Annotated in this window: 12 protein-coding genes; 4 read left to right on the top strand and 8 right to left on the bottom strand. The window is 69.8% G+C overall.

Translation table 11 applies throughout. From position 1 onward, the window contains the following. The gene (hpaI, locus tag WS62_RS08585; protein ID WP_066570123.1) at window positions 1–807 is read left to right on the top strand and encodes a 4-hydroxy-2-oxoheptanedioate aldolase; all 807 of its coding nucleotides are present in this window, start codon (window positions 1–3) and stop codon (window positions 805–807) included. Here the strand turns inward: hpaI and WS62_RS08580 are convergent. Beyond that, window positions 801–1,661, bottom strand: coding sequence for an AraC family transcriptional regulator (locus tag WS62_RS08580; protein ID WP_066570120.1), 861 nt, complete (start codon window positions 1,659–1,661; stop codon window positions 801–803). The two genes, hpaI and WS62_RS08580, sit on opposite strands and share 7 nt — an antisense overlap. 340 nt (window positions 1,662–2,001) lie before the next feature. On the opposite strand from WS62_RS08580, the gene WS62_RS08570 reads away from it, so the two are divergent. After that, window positions 2,002–2,967 carry a quinone oxidoreductase family protein gene (locus WS62_RS08570; RefSeq protein WP_066570117.1) on the top strand — a complete coding sequence of 322 codons (966 nt, stop codon included), beginning with the start codon at window positions 2,002–2,004 and terminating at the stop codon, window positions 2,965–2,967. Window positions 2,968–3,001: 34 nt separating this feature from the next. Here WS62_RS08570 and WS62_RS08565 read toward each other — a convergent pair whose 3' ends face one another. The 4 genes from WS62_RS08565 to WS62_RS08550 form a co-directional block, all read right to left on the bottom strand. Then, a complete protein-coding gene (locus tag WS62_RS08565) occupies window positions 3,002–4,093 on the bottom strand; it encodes a porin (protein WP_066570114.1) in 1,092 nt (363 codons plus the stop codon). 395 nt (window positions 4,094–4,488) lie between these two features. Then, window positions 4,489–5,556: an ABC transporter ATP-binding protein gene (locus tag WS62_RS08560; protein WP_066570112.1), complete on the bottom strand. Its 1,068-nt coding sequence runs from the start codon at window positions 5,554–5,556 to the stop codon at window positions 4,489–4,491. Then, window positions 5,549–7,318, bottom strand: coding sequence for an ABC transporter permease (locus WS62_RS08555; RefSeq protein WP_066570109.1), 1,770 nt, complete (start codon window positions 7,316–7,318; stop codon window positions 5,549–5,551). The genes WS62_RS08560 and WS62_RS08555 overlap by 8 nt, the downstream gene beginning before the upstream one ends. 99 nt (window positions 7,319–7,417) lie before the next feature. Then, window positions 7,418–8,506 carry an ABC transporter substrate-binding protein gene (locus tag WS62_RS08550; RefSeq protein ID WP_066570107.1) on the bottom strand — a complete coding sequence of 363 codons (1,089 nt, stop codon included), beginning with the start codon at window positions 8,504–8,506 and terminating at the stop codon, window positions 7,418–7,420. A gap of 126 nt (window positions 8,507–8,632) precedes the next feature. Between WS62_RS08550 and WS62_RS08545 the strand changes: the two genes are divergently transcribed. Next, the gene (locus WS62_RS08545; RefSeq protein ID WP_066570230.1) at window positions 8,633–9,304 is read left to right on the top strand and encodes a response regulator; all 672 of its coding nucleotides are present in this window, start codon (window positions 8,633–8,635) and stop codon (window positions 9,302–9,304) included. Continuing rightward, entirely contained in the window at window positions 9,301–10,818 is a 1,518-nt protein-coding gene (locus tag WS62_RS08540) for a sensor histidine kinase (protein WP_066570105.1), read from the top strand. Before WS62_RS08545 ends, WS62_RS08540 begins: the two co-directional genes overlap by 4 nt. Window positions 10,819–11,122: 304 nt before the next feature. Here WS62_RS08540 and WS62_RS08535 read toward each other — a convergent pair whose 3' ends face one another. From WS62_RS08535 to WS62_RS08525, 3 genes are all read right to left on the bottom strand, one after another. Continuing rightward, a complete protein-coding gene (locus WS62_RS08535) occupies window positions 11,123–11,992 on the bottom strand; it encodes an MOSC domain-containing protein (RefSeq protein WP_066570103.1) in 870 nt (289 codons plus the stop codon). Between the two features lie 318 nt (window positions 11,993–12,310). Continuing rightward, window positions 12,311–13,300 carry an ABC transporter substrate-binding protein gene (locus WS62_RS08530; RefSeq protein ID WP_066570228.1) on the bottom strand — a complete coding sequence of 330 codons (990 nt, stop codon included), beginning with the start codon at window positions 13,298–13,300 and terminating at the stop codon, window positions 12,311–12,313. Between the two features lie 614 nt (window positions 13,301–13,914). Then, complete coding sequence (locus tag WS62_RS08525) at window positions 13,915–15,105, bottom strand: c-type cytochrome (protein ID WP_066570102.1); 1,191 nt, start codon at window positions 15,103–15,105, stop codon at window positions 13,915–13,917. Window positions 15,106–15,314 lie beyond the last annotated feature (209 nt).

The raw sequence follows: 15,314 nt of genomic DNA, 5'->3' as shown, positions 1-15,314 counted from the left end.
ATGCGGATTCCTGACAACACGTTCAAGGCCGCGCTCGCGCGCGGCGAAGCGCAGATCGGGCTGTGGCTCGGACTCGCGAATCCCTATAGCGCGGAAGTCGTCGCGGGCGCGGGCTTCGACTGGCTGCTGATCGACGGCGAGCACGCGCCGAACACGGTGCCGACGATCCTCGCGCAATTGCAGGCGATCGCCGCGTATCCGTCGCATCCTGTCGTGCGCGTGCCGTGCAACGATGCGGTCGCCGTCAAGCAGGTGCTCGATCTCGGCGCGCAGACGCTGCTCGTGCCGATGGTGCAGAGCGCGGACGAGGCGCGCGCGGCCGTCGCGGCGACCCGCTATCCGCCGCACGGCATCCGCGGCGTCGGCAGCGCGCTCGCGCGCGCGTCGCGCTGGAATCGCGTCGACGATTACCTGCGGCAGGCGAACGACCGGATCGCGGTGCTCGTGCAGGTCGAGACGCGTGCGGGGCTCGACGCGATCGATTCGATCGCGCGCGTCGAAGGCGTCGACGGCGTGTTCATCGGGCCGGCCGATCTCGCGGCCGATCTCGGACATCTCGGCAATCCCGCGCATCCGGACGTGCAGGCGGCGATCGACCGCGCGATCGCCTCGATCGTCGCGGCGGGCAAGGCGGCGGGCATCCTCAGCGCGGACGCGCGCGCCGCGCGGCGCTATCTCGAAGCCGGCGCGACGTTCGTCGCGGTCGGCGTCGACACGACGCTGCTTGCGCGCAGCGCGGAGCGGCTCGCCGCGCAGTTCAAGTCATCGGCCGATGGCGCGGCCCGCGCGGGCGACGGCACTTACTGACTCCGCGCCCCGCCCGCATCGCCCGAATCGCTCGCATCGGAGGGGCGCGCGCGCCGCGCGCCGTCCCGATGCTCGCCGGGCTCCGCGCTCACATACTGCCCTGGCGTCGTGCCGAGCGCCCGGCGGAACATGTCGATGAACGCGCTGACGTTGTCGTAGCCGAGGTCGAGCGCGACCGTCGTCACCGTCACGCCGTCCGCGAGCCGTTCGAGCGCGCGCAGCAGGCGCGCCTGCTGACGCCACTGCGCGAGCGTGAGCCCCGTCTCGGCCACGAAGCGGCGGCTCAGCGTGCGCGGCGCCATGCCGGCCCACGCCGCCCATTCGTCGACGCGGCGATTGTCCGCCAGATCGCCGGCCAGCGCATCGGTGATCCGCACGAGTCGCGGATCGCGTGGGCGCGGCAACCCCAGCGATCCCGCTTTCGCCGTCGCGATCTCATCCAGTATCACGTCCGCGATCCGCGCGCGCGTGCAGTCGAGCTCGGCGCCGCGCCAGCTCGCCGCGCGGCGAACCGCCTCGCGCAGCAGCGGCGACGCGATGATCGCGCGCGGCGCGTCCGGCAAGGATGCGCACCGGTGTTGCGCGATGAAGACGCTCCAGCCGGAAAACGGGCCGAACGAGCGCAGCGAATGCACGCGGTGCGGCGGGATCCAGATCGCGTGGATCGCGGGAACCACCCAGTCCTGGTCGTCGAGCCCGATCGACACGAGCCCGCTCGATGCGCCGACGAGTTGTCCGCGCGCATGGCTGTGCGGTGCGGTCGTGCGCGCGTCGTGCTGCGTCAATTCGGCGGCGGCGACGAACGGGCCGTCGGAGGACATCACGAGTTCGACGGGAAGGAGTGGATCGAGCATGGCCTGAATACCGTATCGAATGGCTTTTATACCGGAGACTGGCCTTGAGTGCACGCCTACACTGCGTTCACGTTCATTCGATCCGGCGTGCGATGCGAGCCGGACCGATCTTCCCCGAACACACCGAGCGACTCGAAGCCGGCGGCATGGCGATCGGCGGCAGCGCCGTCGCCGCATGCCTCGCGAATGCGCGCGCGGCGGCCGGCGTCGCCGGTGCGCTGTCCGCGCCGCAAGCGATCGATTCATTCGACACACTCGAGATTCGCGATGCAGCGCCGCGCGTGTCGCCACGCGCGGCGATCGCGCGATCCCGTTGCAATTCGATGAGCAAGGAGCCTTCATGAAAGCTGCTGTTGTCCAGGGCGCGGGCCAGCGCCCGAGCTACGCCGAATTCGATCCGCCGCGCGCATCGGCCGGCCATCGCGTGATCGACGTGACCGCATCCGCGTTGAGCCGGCTCGCGCAGGCGCGCGCATCGGGCGCGCACTATTCGTCGACGGGCCGTTTCCCGTTCGTGGCAGGGGTCGACGGGACCGGGCGTCTCGACGACGGCCGGCGCGTCTATTTCCTGGGGCCGCAGGCGCCGTTCGGCGCGATGGCGGAGCACACGCTCGTGCCCGAAGCGAACTGCGTTCCGTTGCCCGATTCGCTCGACGACGTCACGGCGGCCGCGATCGCGATTCCGGGCATGTCGTCATGGGCGGCGCTGACCGAGCGCGCGCGGCTCGTGGCGGGCGAGACGGTGCTCGTCAACGGCGCGACCGGCGCGTCGGGGCGGCTCGCGGTCCGGATCGCCAAACATCTCGGCGCGGCGAAGGTGATCGCGACAGGGCGAAATGCGGACGCGCTCGAAGCGCTGAAATCGGCGGGCGCCGATGTCACGATCTCGCTGGCGCAGGATGACGAACCGGTGGCGCGCGCGTTCGAGACACATTTCCGCGCGGGCGTGGATGTCGTGCTGGATTATCTGTGGGGCGCGAGCGCGCGGTCCGCGTTGATTGCCGCGGCGAAGGCGTCGCCCGATGGGCATCCGGTGCGCTTCGTGCAGATCGGCACGATCGGCGGCGCCGACGTATTGCTGCCGGGCGCGGTGCTGCGCGCCACGGCGATCACGCTGATGGGCAGCGGCATCGGCAGCATTTCGCTGCCGCGCCTGTTGAACGCGGCGCGCGCGGTGTTCGGTGCGGCGGACGCCGCCGGACTGCGGATCGACACCGAAACGATGCCGCTTGCGCGCGTCCACGCGCATTGGGACGACGCGGACAGCCGCGTGCGCCCGGTGTTCACGATGAATGCGTCCGGGTGACGGCGCGCCGCCTCGCGTCATCGCGCGTCGGCGATCAGAACCGCTGCTGCATCCCCACCGTGACGCCGACCTGCGTATCGGCGTACCCGGCCGAATCGCGCGACAGGCTCACGTTCCGCCCATGCTGCGCGATCGCGAAGCCGCCCGCCGCGTACAGCACCGTGCGCTTCGACAGCGCGTATTGCGCGCGCAGCGACACGAGCGTCGGATCGGCGTCGGTGCCACCCTTGATGTTCTGGTGATAGACCGCGCCGATCAGCGAGAACGCCGGTGTGAAGTCGTACGAGCCGCCGATCCAGTACATGTCGCTCAGTTGCGTCGCCGCCGTCGTGTGGTATGTGCGGCGGTAGTTGCGGTAGCCCGCCATCGTTTTCAGTTGGCCGAAGTCGTAGCTGACGCCCGCATGCATCCCCTGCACGTAGTCGACCGGGTCGGCGGGCGTCACACTGTCGCGTGCGCCGTTCTGGCGGTCGAACGTGACGACCGCGGCGAACGGGCCGCTCTCGTAGCCGAGTGCGAAGTCGTACTTCGAGCTCGTCTTCATGCTGCCCGGCACGTTGCCGAAGCCGTACATCGCGCCGAAGCGGAAGCCGCCGTACGAGCCGTCGTAGCGCACCGCGTTCGACGAGCGCGTGAAGAGGCCGTCCTTGCGGCCGCCCGTCGCCGTCGACGACGTCGCCCACGAGTAGTTCTGCGCGTAGCCCATCGGATCGAACGGCAGCATGTAGTCGTACGTGACGGTGAAGTTGCGGCCGAGCGTCAACTCGCCCCACTTGCCCTTGAGGCCCACCGTCGCGCGCCGCGCGAAGATCGAGTCGGGGCCGTCGTCGAAGCCGCCGTTCGCGAGGTCGATCCCGCTTTCGAGCCGGAACACTGCCTTCAGGCCGCCGCCGAGATCCTCGACGCCGCGCAAGCCCCAGCGCGACGTGTTCTTGTTGCCCGACTTGAGGCGAAGCGCGCTGCCGCCCTCGGGCGCCGCGTGGTTCACGTACTCGACGCCCGCGTCCATGATGCCGTACAGCGTGACGCTCGATTGCGCGAGCGCGTGGCTGCCCGCAACGCTCGCCCACGTGGCGAAGCCGGCTGTGATCGCATTTCTGCCGGCGATGCGGCGGTGCTTTTTCATCTTCGGTGTCTCCGATTGAATGATGTTGTTTTAGGTGGCGCGCGCACGTGCGCCGTCGAGCGGCGTGCGCGCGCCGGGTGCGCCGGCGGATGTCGGCGCGGGGTTGCTGCGTGGTGCTACAGGGGCGCTACAGGGGCGCTACAGGGGCGCTACGGGGGCGCTACGGGGGATTTCGTCGAGGCGGCCGGGGAGGGCGTCATGCCGGGTGATCCGAAACAATAGGCGGCGCCGCGTGCGTCGAGCGATTCGTCGCGGCGTTCGCATGCGGCCGATTCCGCGTGCATGTCGCCCGACACGGCTCACCGTTCACTGTCCGCATCGCGTTCGCCATCACGCAGGCCAAAGGCAGTACGTCATCCGACGCATGCGCCGCCGCCGGCCGCGCCCGGTCTCGGTCAGCCCGCCTTCGCGAACGCCCAGCAGTCGTTCGCCGGGAACTCGAGCCAGTGCCGGCCCGCCGCGCGCGGCACCGAGCCGAACGCGCGCAGCCGCAGCTCGCCGCAATGGAACAGGTATTCCCAGCGGTCGCCGAGATACATCGACGTCACGAGCTCGGCGGGCAGCCGGTTCTCGCCCGGGCCGTCCGCGACCTGCACGCGCTCGACGCGAATCACCGCGTGCGCGTCCTGGCCTTGCCGCAGCGCGCCGCGCGCGAGCGCCGCGAGCCGCCAGCCGTCGCCGGCGAGCGTCACGCGCTCGCCTTCGACCGCGTCGACGCGCGCGTCGATCCGGTTGTTGCTGCCCATGAACTCGGCCGTATACAGCGTGCGCGGCTCGCCGTACAGCTCGGCGGGCGTGCCCTCCTGCTCGATGCGGCCGTCGCGCAGCAGCAGGATGCGGTCCGACATCGCCATCGCCTCGGCCTGGTCGTGCGTCACGCACAGCGCGGACAGCCCGAGCGACACGATCAGCTCGCGCAGCCACGCGCGCGCTTCTTCGCGCAGCTTCGCGTCGAGGTTCGACAGCGGCTCGTCGAGCAGGATCACGGGCGGGTTGTAGACGAGCGCGCGCGCGATCGCGACGCGCTGCTGCTGGCCGCCCGACAGCTGATGCGGATAGCGCCCGGCGAGATGGCCGAGGCCGAGCTGGTCGAGCGCGCTCTGCACGCGGCGCTTGATCTCGCCCGCCGCGACGCGGCGCAGCTTGAGCCCGTAGCCGACGTTGCCGGCGACGGTCCGATGCGGCCACAGCGCGTACGACTGGAACACGAGGCCGAGCGAGCGCGCCTCGACGGGCAGGTCGACGTGGCGCGCGCCGTCGAAGAACGTACGCTCGTCGAGCCGGATGCGGCCGGACGACGGCGTCTCGAGCCCGGCGACCGCGCGCAGCAGCGTCGTCTTGCCGCTGCCCGACGCGCCGAGCAGGCACACGACCTCGCCCGCGTTCAATTCGAACGACACGCCCTTCAAGATCGGGTTCGCGCCGTAGCTCAGATGCAGATCGTCGACGATGAGCTTATCCATGCAGTTTCACTCCGAAGCGCAACGCGACGGCGAGTCCCGCGCCGACCATTGCGATGTTGATGACGGACAGCGCGGCGACCTGATCGACCGCGCCCGTCGCCCAAAGCGACACGAGCAGCGCGCCGATCACCTCGGTGCCGGGCGACAGCAGATAGACGGCCGTCGAGTATTCGCGCTCGAAGATCATGAAGATCAGCAGCCACGCGGCGAGCAGGCCGAAGCGCACGAGCGGCAGCGTCACGTCGAGCGACACGCGCGCGCGCGTCGCGCCGACGCTGCGGCCCGCTTCCTCGAGCTCCGGTCCGACCTGCAGGAGCGCGCTCTGGATCACGCGCATCCCATAGGCGAGCCACACGACCGTGTACGCGATCCAGATGCTCCACATCGAACTCTTCAACTCGCGCAGGCCCGGCACGAACAGGAAGATCCACAGGAACGCGAGGCCGGCGAGGAGGCCCGGCACCGCGCGCGGCAGCAGCACGATGTAGTCGAGCAGGCGCGCGGCCCAGTCGTGGCGGCGGTGGCCGGCGAACGCGACGAGCGAATAGAAGCCGACCGCGAGCGCGCCGCCGATCACGCCGATGCCGAGCGTGTTGACGATCGCGCGCACGAGGTTGTCCTGCTCAAACAGCTCGACGAAGTTCGCGACCGTCAGCACTTCGGCGAGCGCCACGCCTTCGCCCCAGTTCGTCACGAACGCGCGCAGCACGATGCCCGAGATCGGCACGATCACGGTGAGCGCGAGCCACACGGCGACGATCGCGAGCGCGACCCAGCGCCACGCGCGCAGCGGCAGCACGGTGGGGCGGCCGGCCTTGCCCTTCACGGTCACGAAGCGGTTCGCCGACTTCAGCAAATGGCGCTGCAGCAGCACGAGCGGGAACGTGATCGCGATGATGCACACGGCGACGGCCGCCATCAGGTGATACGACGGCACGCCGAGCTTGTTCGTCAACTTGTACAGGTACGTCGCGAGCACGAGGTGGCCTTCGGGGTCGCCGAGCACGAGCGGCAGCCCGAACACTTCGAAGCCGAGGAAGAACACGAGCACGCCCGAGAAGAGCAGGGCGGGCATCGTCATCGGCAGGCTCACGTCGAGCGCGACGCGCAACGGCCGCGCGCCCGTCACGCGCGCCGCTTCCTCGACGTCCGAGCCGAGGTTGCGCAGCGCGGCCGACGCGTACAGGTACACGTGCGGCACATGCGTCAAGCCGACGATCAGCGTGATCGCGAAGATCGAATAGACGTTCCAGGGCACGCTCGATACGCCGAGCAGATCCTTGAACCACACCGAATAGAAGCCGACCGGACCGGCCGCGACGACGTAGCCGAACGCGAGCACCATCGGCGACACGAACACGGGCGTGAGCACGAGCGGCTCGAGCCAGCGGCGGCCGGGCAGGTCGGTGCGCACCATCAGGAACGCGAGGATGCCGCCGAGCGGAATCGAGATGAACAGCATCCCGCCCGCGACGATGAACGAGTTCTTCACGGCCGACCAGAAGTCGGGATCGGTGAAGATGAAGCGGAAGCCTTCGATGCCGAGCGTGCGGTTCGCGTCGAAGAACGGCGCGGACAACAGGCTCTGGAACACGATGAACGCGATCGGCAGCGCGACCGCGATCGTCAGGACTGCGACGACGATCCAGCGCAGCATGCCCGCGAGCGGCCAGAGTCCGCCCGCCGCCGGCGGGGGCGGCGCGCCGTCGCCGCGAGCGCGCGTCACGGGCGCGGACGGTCGGCCGGTGCTGGTTGTAAGCATGAGTTCGCCCTTGCGGCCCGCGGGCCGCGTCGATGGAGAAGGAATGTGAAAAGGGGCGTTCGCGCGGCGGCGGCCGCGCGAACGGTCACGCGCGCGGGCTCAGCGCTTGAGCGATTGCTGCCACTGCTTGAGGAACGCGAGGCGCTTCGACTGATCGAGGTAGACGAGCAGGCCCGAGCCGATCTGGATCGGCTTCAGCGAATCGCCGAGGTCCTTCGTGAGGCTCGTCATCGACGTCTCGCCCGCTACGTCCGCGCGGATCGAGTAGAGATTCGCCTGGTTCGCGATCAGCGTCTGGCCGCGCTTCGACAGCAGGTAATCGACCCACAGCTTCGCCGCGTTCGGATGCCGCGCCTGCTTCGAGATCGTCACGAGGCGGCTCACGACGAGCGTGTAGTCGGTCGGAAACACATAGCCGATCGATTTGTCCTTCTTCGCCTTCGCGTACGCATACGAGCCGATGATGTTGTAGCCGATGAGATTCTCGCCCGACGAGATGCGCTCCATCATCGCGCCCGTGCTCGACTGCAGCTTCGGCCCCGTCGCGCCGATCGCGCGCACGAGCTCCCACGTCGCCTTGTCGTTCACGTGCGCATCCTGCGTCAGGTAGTTGAAGCCGACGCCGGACTTCTCGATGTCGTAGGTCGTCACCTTGCCCTTGAACTTGTCGGGCTGCGACTGCAGCAGCTTGATCAGGTCGGCGCGCGTCTTCGGCACGTCGTTCCCGGGAATCAGGCGCTTGTTGTAGACGATCGCGAGCGGCTCGTAGGTCGTGCCGTACGCCTGCTTCTGGTACTGCGCCCATTGCGGCAGGTGCGGCGTCTCGGGCGAGTCGTACGACGCCATCAGCCCGTCGTTGACGAGCTTCACCTGCAGATCCATCGCCGAGTTCCACAGCACGTCGGCGCTCGTGCTTTTCGCGGCGCTTTCACTGACGTAGCGGTTGTAAAGCTCGGTGCTGTTCATGTCGTTGTATTCGATCTTCACGCCATACAGGCTTTCGAAATCCTTGATGAGCGGGCGCACGAGCGCGGTGTCGGTCGTCGAGTAAACGACGAGCTTGCCTTCCTGCTTCGCGGCGTCGATCACGCGTTGGTAGTTACCCGGATAGCCGGCCGGGACCTGTGCGCCGACAGTGCTTGCGGCGACGAAAAGAATGGCGGCGATGGCGGCCGGTGCGTACTGCATGTCTTCCTCCAGTTGCGTCTTGTTTGGTTCGAGTGACGCGGATGTTAAGCGGCGGGCACTTTCAGCGCGCTTTCATTTTTCGTCGCAATGGCTTTCTTTTGATTATGGATTTCCCGAGGTTTGCTGATGCGCGTGCTGCTCGTCGAAGACAATCCGATCCTCGCGCAGTCGCTTGCCGACGCGCTCGCCGCCGCGCGTTTCGCGGTCGATCACATGGCGGACGGCGAGGCCGCCGACCACGTGCTGCACACGCAGGACTACGCGCTCGTGATTCTCGATCTCGGGCTGCCGAAGCTCGACGGCCTCGAGGTGCTGCGGCGGCTGCGCGCGCGGCGCAACCCGGTGCCCGTGCTGATCCTGACCGCGCACGGCTCGGTCGAGGACCGCGTGCGCGGGCTCGATCTCGGCGCGGACGACTACCTCGCGAAGCCGTTCGAGCTGACCGAGCTCGAAGCGCGCGCCCGCGCGCTGATCCGGCGCAGCCTGGGCCACGAGCACGCGCGCGTCGAATGCGGGCCGCTTGCGTTCGACAGCGTCGATCGCAGTTTTCGTCTGAACAATGACGCGCTCGCGCTGACGCCGCGCGAGCGCTCGGTGCTCGAAGTGCTGATCCTGCGCAACGGCCGCGCGATCAACAAGGAGACGCTGTCGGAGAAGATCTTCGGCCTCGACGAATCGGTGAACGCCGACGCGATCGAGATCTACGTGCACCGGCTGCGCAAGAAGCTCGAACGCAGCGGCGTCGCGATCGTCACGCTGCGGGGGCTCGGCTATCTGCTCGAGGCGCAGCCGCGATGACGCGGCTCAATCTGCGCGCGCAGGTCGCGCTGTGGCTGCTGCTGCCGTTTCTCGGTCTCCTCGCGCTCGATTCGTGGCTCACGTACCAGCGTGCGATGAACGCCGCGCACGTCGCGTTCGACCGCACGCTCGCGTCGTCGCTGAAGTCGATCCGCGAGGGCGTGCGGCTCGTCTCCGGCGACGTCGAAGTCGATCTGCCGTATCTCGCGCTCGAGATGTTCGAATCGAACGACGGCGGCAAGATCTACTATCTGATCCGCGGCGACGATGGCCGGGCGATCACCGGCTACCGCGACCTGCCGCCGCCTCCGCCGAAAGCGGGCGCGCAACTGTACGCGCCGTCGTTCTACGACGCCGTCTACCGCAGCGAGCAGCTTCGGATGGCCGCGCTGCGGCTGCCCGTGCACGACGTGCCGAGCGCGCGAACGCGCGTCGTCTGGGTGATGGTCGGCGAGACGATCGAGGCGCGGCAGGCGCTCGCGCGCGAGATTCTCGCCGGCTCGCTGCTGCAGGAGGGCTTGCTCGTCGTGCTCGCGCTCGGCATCGTGTGGCTCGGGGTCGGGCGCGGGCTGCGGCCGCTGAACCGGTTGTCGGCGAAGGTCGCCGCGCGCGCGGAAGACGACCCGACGCCGCTCGAGACGAGCGGCATGCCGAGCGAAGTCGCGCCGCTCGTCGAATCGATCAACCAGTACATCGGCCGCACGCAGCGGATGCAGGTCGCGCGGCGGCGCTTCTTCGCCGACGCCGCGCATCAGTTGAAGACGCCGCTCGCGGCCGCGCAGGCGGGTGTCGAGCTGGCGCTGCGGCCTGCCGAGCACGCGCGCGTGAGCGTGCATCTGCGGCGCGTGAACGGCGCGGTGCGGCAGGCGGCGAAGATCGTCCAGCAACTGCTGTCGCTGTCGCGGCTCGAATCGGACGTCGCGCCGGCGATCGCGCGCAAGCCGGTCGCGCTCGCGAAGCTCGCGCGCAGCGTGACGCTCGACTGGTCGAGCGTCGCCCGCGCGCGCGGCATCGATCTCGGCTTCGAGCAGGACGCGAGCGTCGACGTGATGGGGCGCGCGGATCTGCTCGGCGAGCTGGTCGGCAATCTGATCGACAACGCGATCCGCTATGCGGGCGACGGCGCGGTGATCACGGTGCGGGTCGCGCGCGACGGCGACTTCGCGCGGCTCGAAGTGATCGACGACGGGCCGGGGATCGCGCCCGACGAGCGCGACGCGGTGTTCGAGCGCTTCTATCGGAGCCTGGCGACGCTCGCGGTCGAGGGGACGGGGCTCGGGTTGTCGATCGTGCGGGAGATCGCGCGCGTGCATTGGGGGAAGGTCGAGCTGGACGATGTGCTCGGCGAGGGCGATGAGGGCGATGAGGTGGGCGAAGGCGGCAGGAGCAGCAAGAGCGGCGAGAGCAGCGAGAGCAGCGAGAGCGAGGGGCGGTCGAGCGATGGTCCGGCGGACCGCCATGCGCAAGGCCGCGGGCTCGTCGTGCGGGTGACGCTGCCGGTGCATACCGGGTGAGCGCTTGTCGCGAAATCGACGGGACGCCGAAATCGACAGGATCGGCGCGATATGCGTGGCAGACGGGATCGGCGCGATAGCGGGATCGGCGGGATGGACAGGATCGACGGAATCGGCGAGGTCGTCGACGGCGGGTGTCGAGCCGGCATGGCCAATTGTGGCGAGCCGGGGCGTCTTCGTGCGGCGGCGCGCTCGATTGATTCCGGCGCGCGCGGGCGCAAACGCGCCGCCGACGTGCAACGAACGCAGCCGCCTCGTCGCTCGAAACCCTTGCGCGCTCCCGGCTTCGCGAGCGCGGGCGAGCTCAATCGCCGAACGCGATCTCCGCGTCGACCGACTGCCCGACCTCCAGAAACGCGCCTTCGCCGTTCACGACGATCGCGTTCTTGCCGAACGTCAGCGCGCCGTCGAACTGCGCGCTGCCGCGATAGACGCTCATCGTGTCGAGCGGTTCGTTCGGCCAGGCGGGGTCCGGCGCGCCGGTGCGCTGGTCGATCGTCGGGACCGGGCAGCGCGTGCAGAGCTTCACGAGGCTCAGGCGCACGCCGCGATTGCCCGTCTGCACGTCGAGGTAGTCGACGTAGTCCTCTTCGTAGGCGTCGAGGCCCGTCAGCACGACGTTCGGCCGGAAGCGGTCCATCGGCACCGCGGACGCGCCCTTGCGGCGCAGCCGCGCGTTCAGGTCGTCGAGCGACGGCTGGCCGACGACCATGATCGGAAAGCCGTCCGCGAACTGCGCGTACGACGTGAACGGGCCCGTCCACGTCGCGCCGACCACGCGCCGCGCATTGGGCGCGAAGCGCGCGAGCCGCGCAGGCGTGCCGAGGAATTCGCTGAACCAGCGCGCCGCATGCGCGCCGGTGTCGAGTGCGTTCACGGTGTCGCGCCAGATGGTCGCCGCGAGCGGTTCCGCGCCCGCGAGCGCCGACGCCGCGAGCGGCGTGCGCAGCTCCGGCATGCCGGGCGCGGCGACGATGAGGTCGCGCTCGCCGATCTCCGTGCGCACGAGCGCGAGCTTCGGATGCGTACGCTGCGTGATCATCGCGCCCGTCGGGTCGGTGACCATCCAGTTGCGGTCGTATTCGAGCCCGGTGACGAGCAATTGCGCGCGAACCTTCGCAATGCCCGCGCAGGACTTGATCGGATAGACGAAAAGATCGCTGATGACTGGCATGGCGCGCTCGAACACGGAGACCGGTACGGAGTAAGGAAAACGCAGGCGGAAGCGTGATTCTGCCAGATTGCCCGCGTCCCCGACCGTTCGCGTCCGAGCGTGTCCACCAGACATGCCGAGGCGGGGCGCGCGAATCCTCGGCCGGCCTCGCGTTCGCCGCGGCTGGCGGCGGGACGGCCGATCGTCGCGTCACGCAGTGTGGGCAAGCGTGCGCCATGTCCGTCGTGGCCGGTCCGGGGCCCGGTCTTTCCGCCATCCAGGGCTGTTTTGCCGGGGGAAACGCCGCCGCTGCGCGCCCGACAAGCGCACGAGCCGCCGCTAGCTCGACGCGAGCGGAAAGCCGCGATCGAATGTCGGCCGCACGTCGAGCGGACGCTTCAGCAGGCCCGCCTTTCGATAGAAATCGGCGGTGCGCTGCTGCTCGGCGACGATCGTCTTGTCGATCGGCTGCCACTGCGTGCGGCGCCGCTCGAACTGCAGGCGCGCGGCGGCGGGCGGGATGCCGATGATCCGCGCGAGCGTCGCCGAATACGTGTCGACGTGCCGATACGACCACATCTGCGCGCGCGCGACCCGCTGCAGGAAGTCGTGCAGCACGTCGCGCTTCGCGGCGATCGCGGCGTCGGTCGCCGCGAGGTAGCTCAAGCCCGACCACAGCCCGCGCCCGTCGACGAGCACGCGCGCGCGGCCGCTCGTTTCCGCGAGCGCGGTGTACGGCTCCCAGGTCGCCCACGCGTCGATCGAGCCGCTCGCGAGCGCGAGCATCGTGTCGGCGGGCGGCAGGAAGCGGAATTCGACGTCGGCGGGCGCGAGGCCCGCCGCGTCGAGCGCCTTCAGCGTGACGAAGTGGCCGATCGAGCCGCGCGTCGTGCCGACGCGCTTGCCTTTCAGGTCGGCCGCGCGGCGCAGCGGCGCGTCGGGCGCGACGACGACCGCGGTGCCGTATGGGTCCGAGCGGTTCGCGCCGATCACTTTCACGCGCGCACCGGACGCGAGCGCGAAGATCACGGGCGCGTCGCCGATCGGGCCGCAGTCGACGGCGCCCGCGTTCAGCGCTTCGGCGAGCGGCGCGGCGGCGGGGAACTCGGACCACTGGATGTCGTATGGAACGCCTGCGAGCGCGCCCGCCGCTTCGAGCAGCGCGCGCAGGCCGCCTTTCTGGTCGCCGGCTTTCAGCAGCGCGCGCGTGGCGGCTTGCCTGCCGGTTTGTCCGCCGGTTTGCGCGCGGGCGGTGAGCGGCGCGGCGAGTGCGGTCGCGGCGGCGTACGCGAGGAATCGACGTCGGGAGGCGTGGGATGTCGATGTCAGCGGGGCGTTGGACGTGCGCGTGTCGAGTGGCGGTCGGTCGAGGTTCGGGCGGGCGATGTCGAACGAGCTGATCGAACGGCGCGTGGCGCTTGGGGCGCTTGGGGCGGTCGTGTCGATTGGGGCGTCCGGCTTGCTCGGAGGGGCGAGGTTCGTGGTCATGTGGTCGGTGGTATCGGAATAGTCCGAGGAAGTGGGTTGGTTCGTCGATGCATTCGATGTGCTCGATGTGCTCGATGTGCTCGGAGTTTTCGGCGAGTTCGAAACGCTCGAAACGCTCGAAACGCTCGAAACGCTCGAAACGCTCGAAACGCTCGAATCGCTCGAATCGCTCGAATCGCTCGAATCGCTCGAATCGCTCGAATCGCTCGAATCGCTCGAATCGCTCGAATCGCTCGAATCGCTCGAATCGCTCGAATCGCTCGAATCGCTCGAATCGCTCGAATCGCTCGAATCGCTCGAATCGCTCGAATCGCTCGAATCGCTCGAATCGCTCGAATCGCACAATTCGAACTTTCGCGCCGATCCGAAAAGTTCAATCCGTGTGGCGCCGCTCGCCGCATTTCCGGCGCTTTTGCGGGCTTCGCGCGGCGCGCATTGCGCATTCGGCCGATGCGTCAATGCGCGAAGCCGCCCTGCACGTAGCGCACCGGCTGCGCATCGATGCGCAGCAGCAGCGCGGTCAGCGCATCGCCGCCGCCGCGCGACGGCCGGGCCGAGCGACGCGACGGCGGCGCCGACGTGCACAGCAGATCCGCGTCGCGCCAGCCGCGCTCGCCGCGCTTGGCCGCCGCGCGAAGCCAGCCGTCGCGGTCGGCGAGCAACTGCGCGCCGGCGAACGCCTGCGGCTCGACGCCCGCGAGCGCCGCGAACGTGTCCCATGCGCCGGGCGTCGCCGCGACGCAGGCGGCGCGGCCGGCCGCGCTCGACGTCGCGGGCGCGCGGCCGTCGCGGGTGACGAGCAGCGTCTGCCAGCGCGCATCGTCGATGGGCGGCGCGTCCCGGTCGCCGAGCGCGACGACGCGTACGCGCTGTCCGCCGCGCCAGTGCGCGAGCGGCTGCGGCGCGCCGTCCGCGCAGCGCACGTCGAGCGCGGGCAGCCGCACCGGCAGCGGCCAGCCGTCGCCGCTTTGCGCGCCGCCGTGCGCGGCGAGCACGGTCAGATAGTCGAGCACTGCCCAGACATCGCCGTCCGACAGGCGGCCCGCGAAGCCCGGCATCGTCTGCGCGCCGTGCGCGTCGCGCATGCCGGCGACCACGCGCCAGAACAACTCGCCGTCGAGACGGCGGCCGAGCAGCGGACCGACGACGGTCGGCGGCCAGCGCCCGAGCGTGCGGGCGAGCGGACCTTCGCCGCGGCCGTCGTCGCCGTGGCAGGCCGCGCAGTGCGCGGCGTACAGGCGCGCGCCGTGCATCGCCGACGCGACCGATAACGGCTCGGGGTTCGTCCGGAAGCTGGTCGGCACGGCGTCGGCGAGCCATAGCGACGGCGCGGGCCACGGCGCACATGCGGCCGACAGCACGGCGACGGACAGCAGGACGATGCGACGCCGCCGCCAGACGAGCGCGATGGCCGCGATCAGCGCGGCGGCCGAGGTCATCGCAAGCGCCGCGCCGAGCGCGCGAGCGACGCCGAGATCGAGCCGCAGCGTCTCGGCGGCGACGCGTCGCGCCCATGGCCATGCGGGCTGGCCGTGACTGTCGCCCGCGATGCCGAGCGCGTGCGCCGCATGCAGCAGCGCGAGCTGGGCCGCGTGCAGTGCGCTCAGCAGCACGTTCAGCCAAGGTTCGGCGGACGGCGCGTTCATCGGTTCGTCGGCGAATGCGGCGTGCCGCTGCGCCTGCGAATCACGTCGCGCATGCGGAACCGGAAGATCGCATGAGCCGTCCGAACTGCGGGAACTGCGGGAACTGCGGGAACTGCGGGAACTGCGGGAACTGCGGGAACTGCGGGAACTGCGGGAACTGCGGGAACTGCGGGAACTGCGGGAACTGCGGGAACTGCGGGAACTGCGGG

The sequence above is a fragment of the Burkholderia sp. ABCPW 14 genome (assembly GCF_001523835.1).
Lineage (GTDB): Bacteria > Pseudomonadota > Gammaproteobacteria > Burkholderiales > Burkholderiaceae > Burkholderia > Burkholderia mayonis.
Note: the sequence above shows the minus strand (reverse complement) of the source record. Positions and strands in the feature narration are given on the sequence as shown.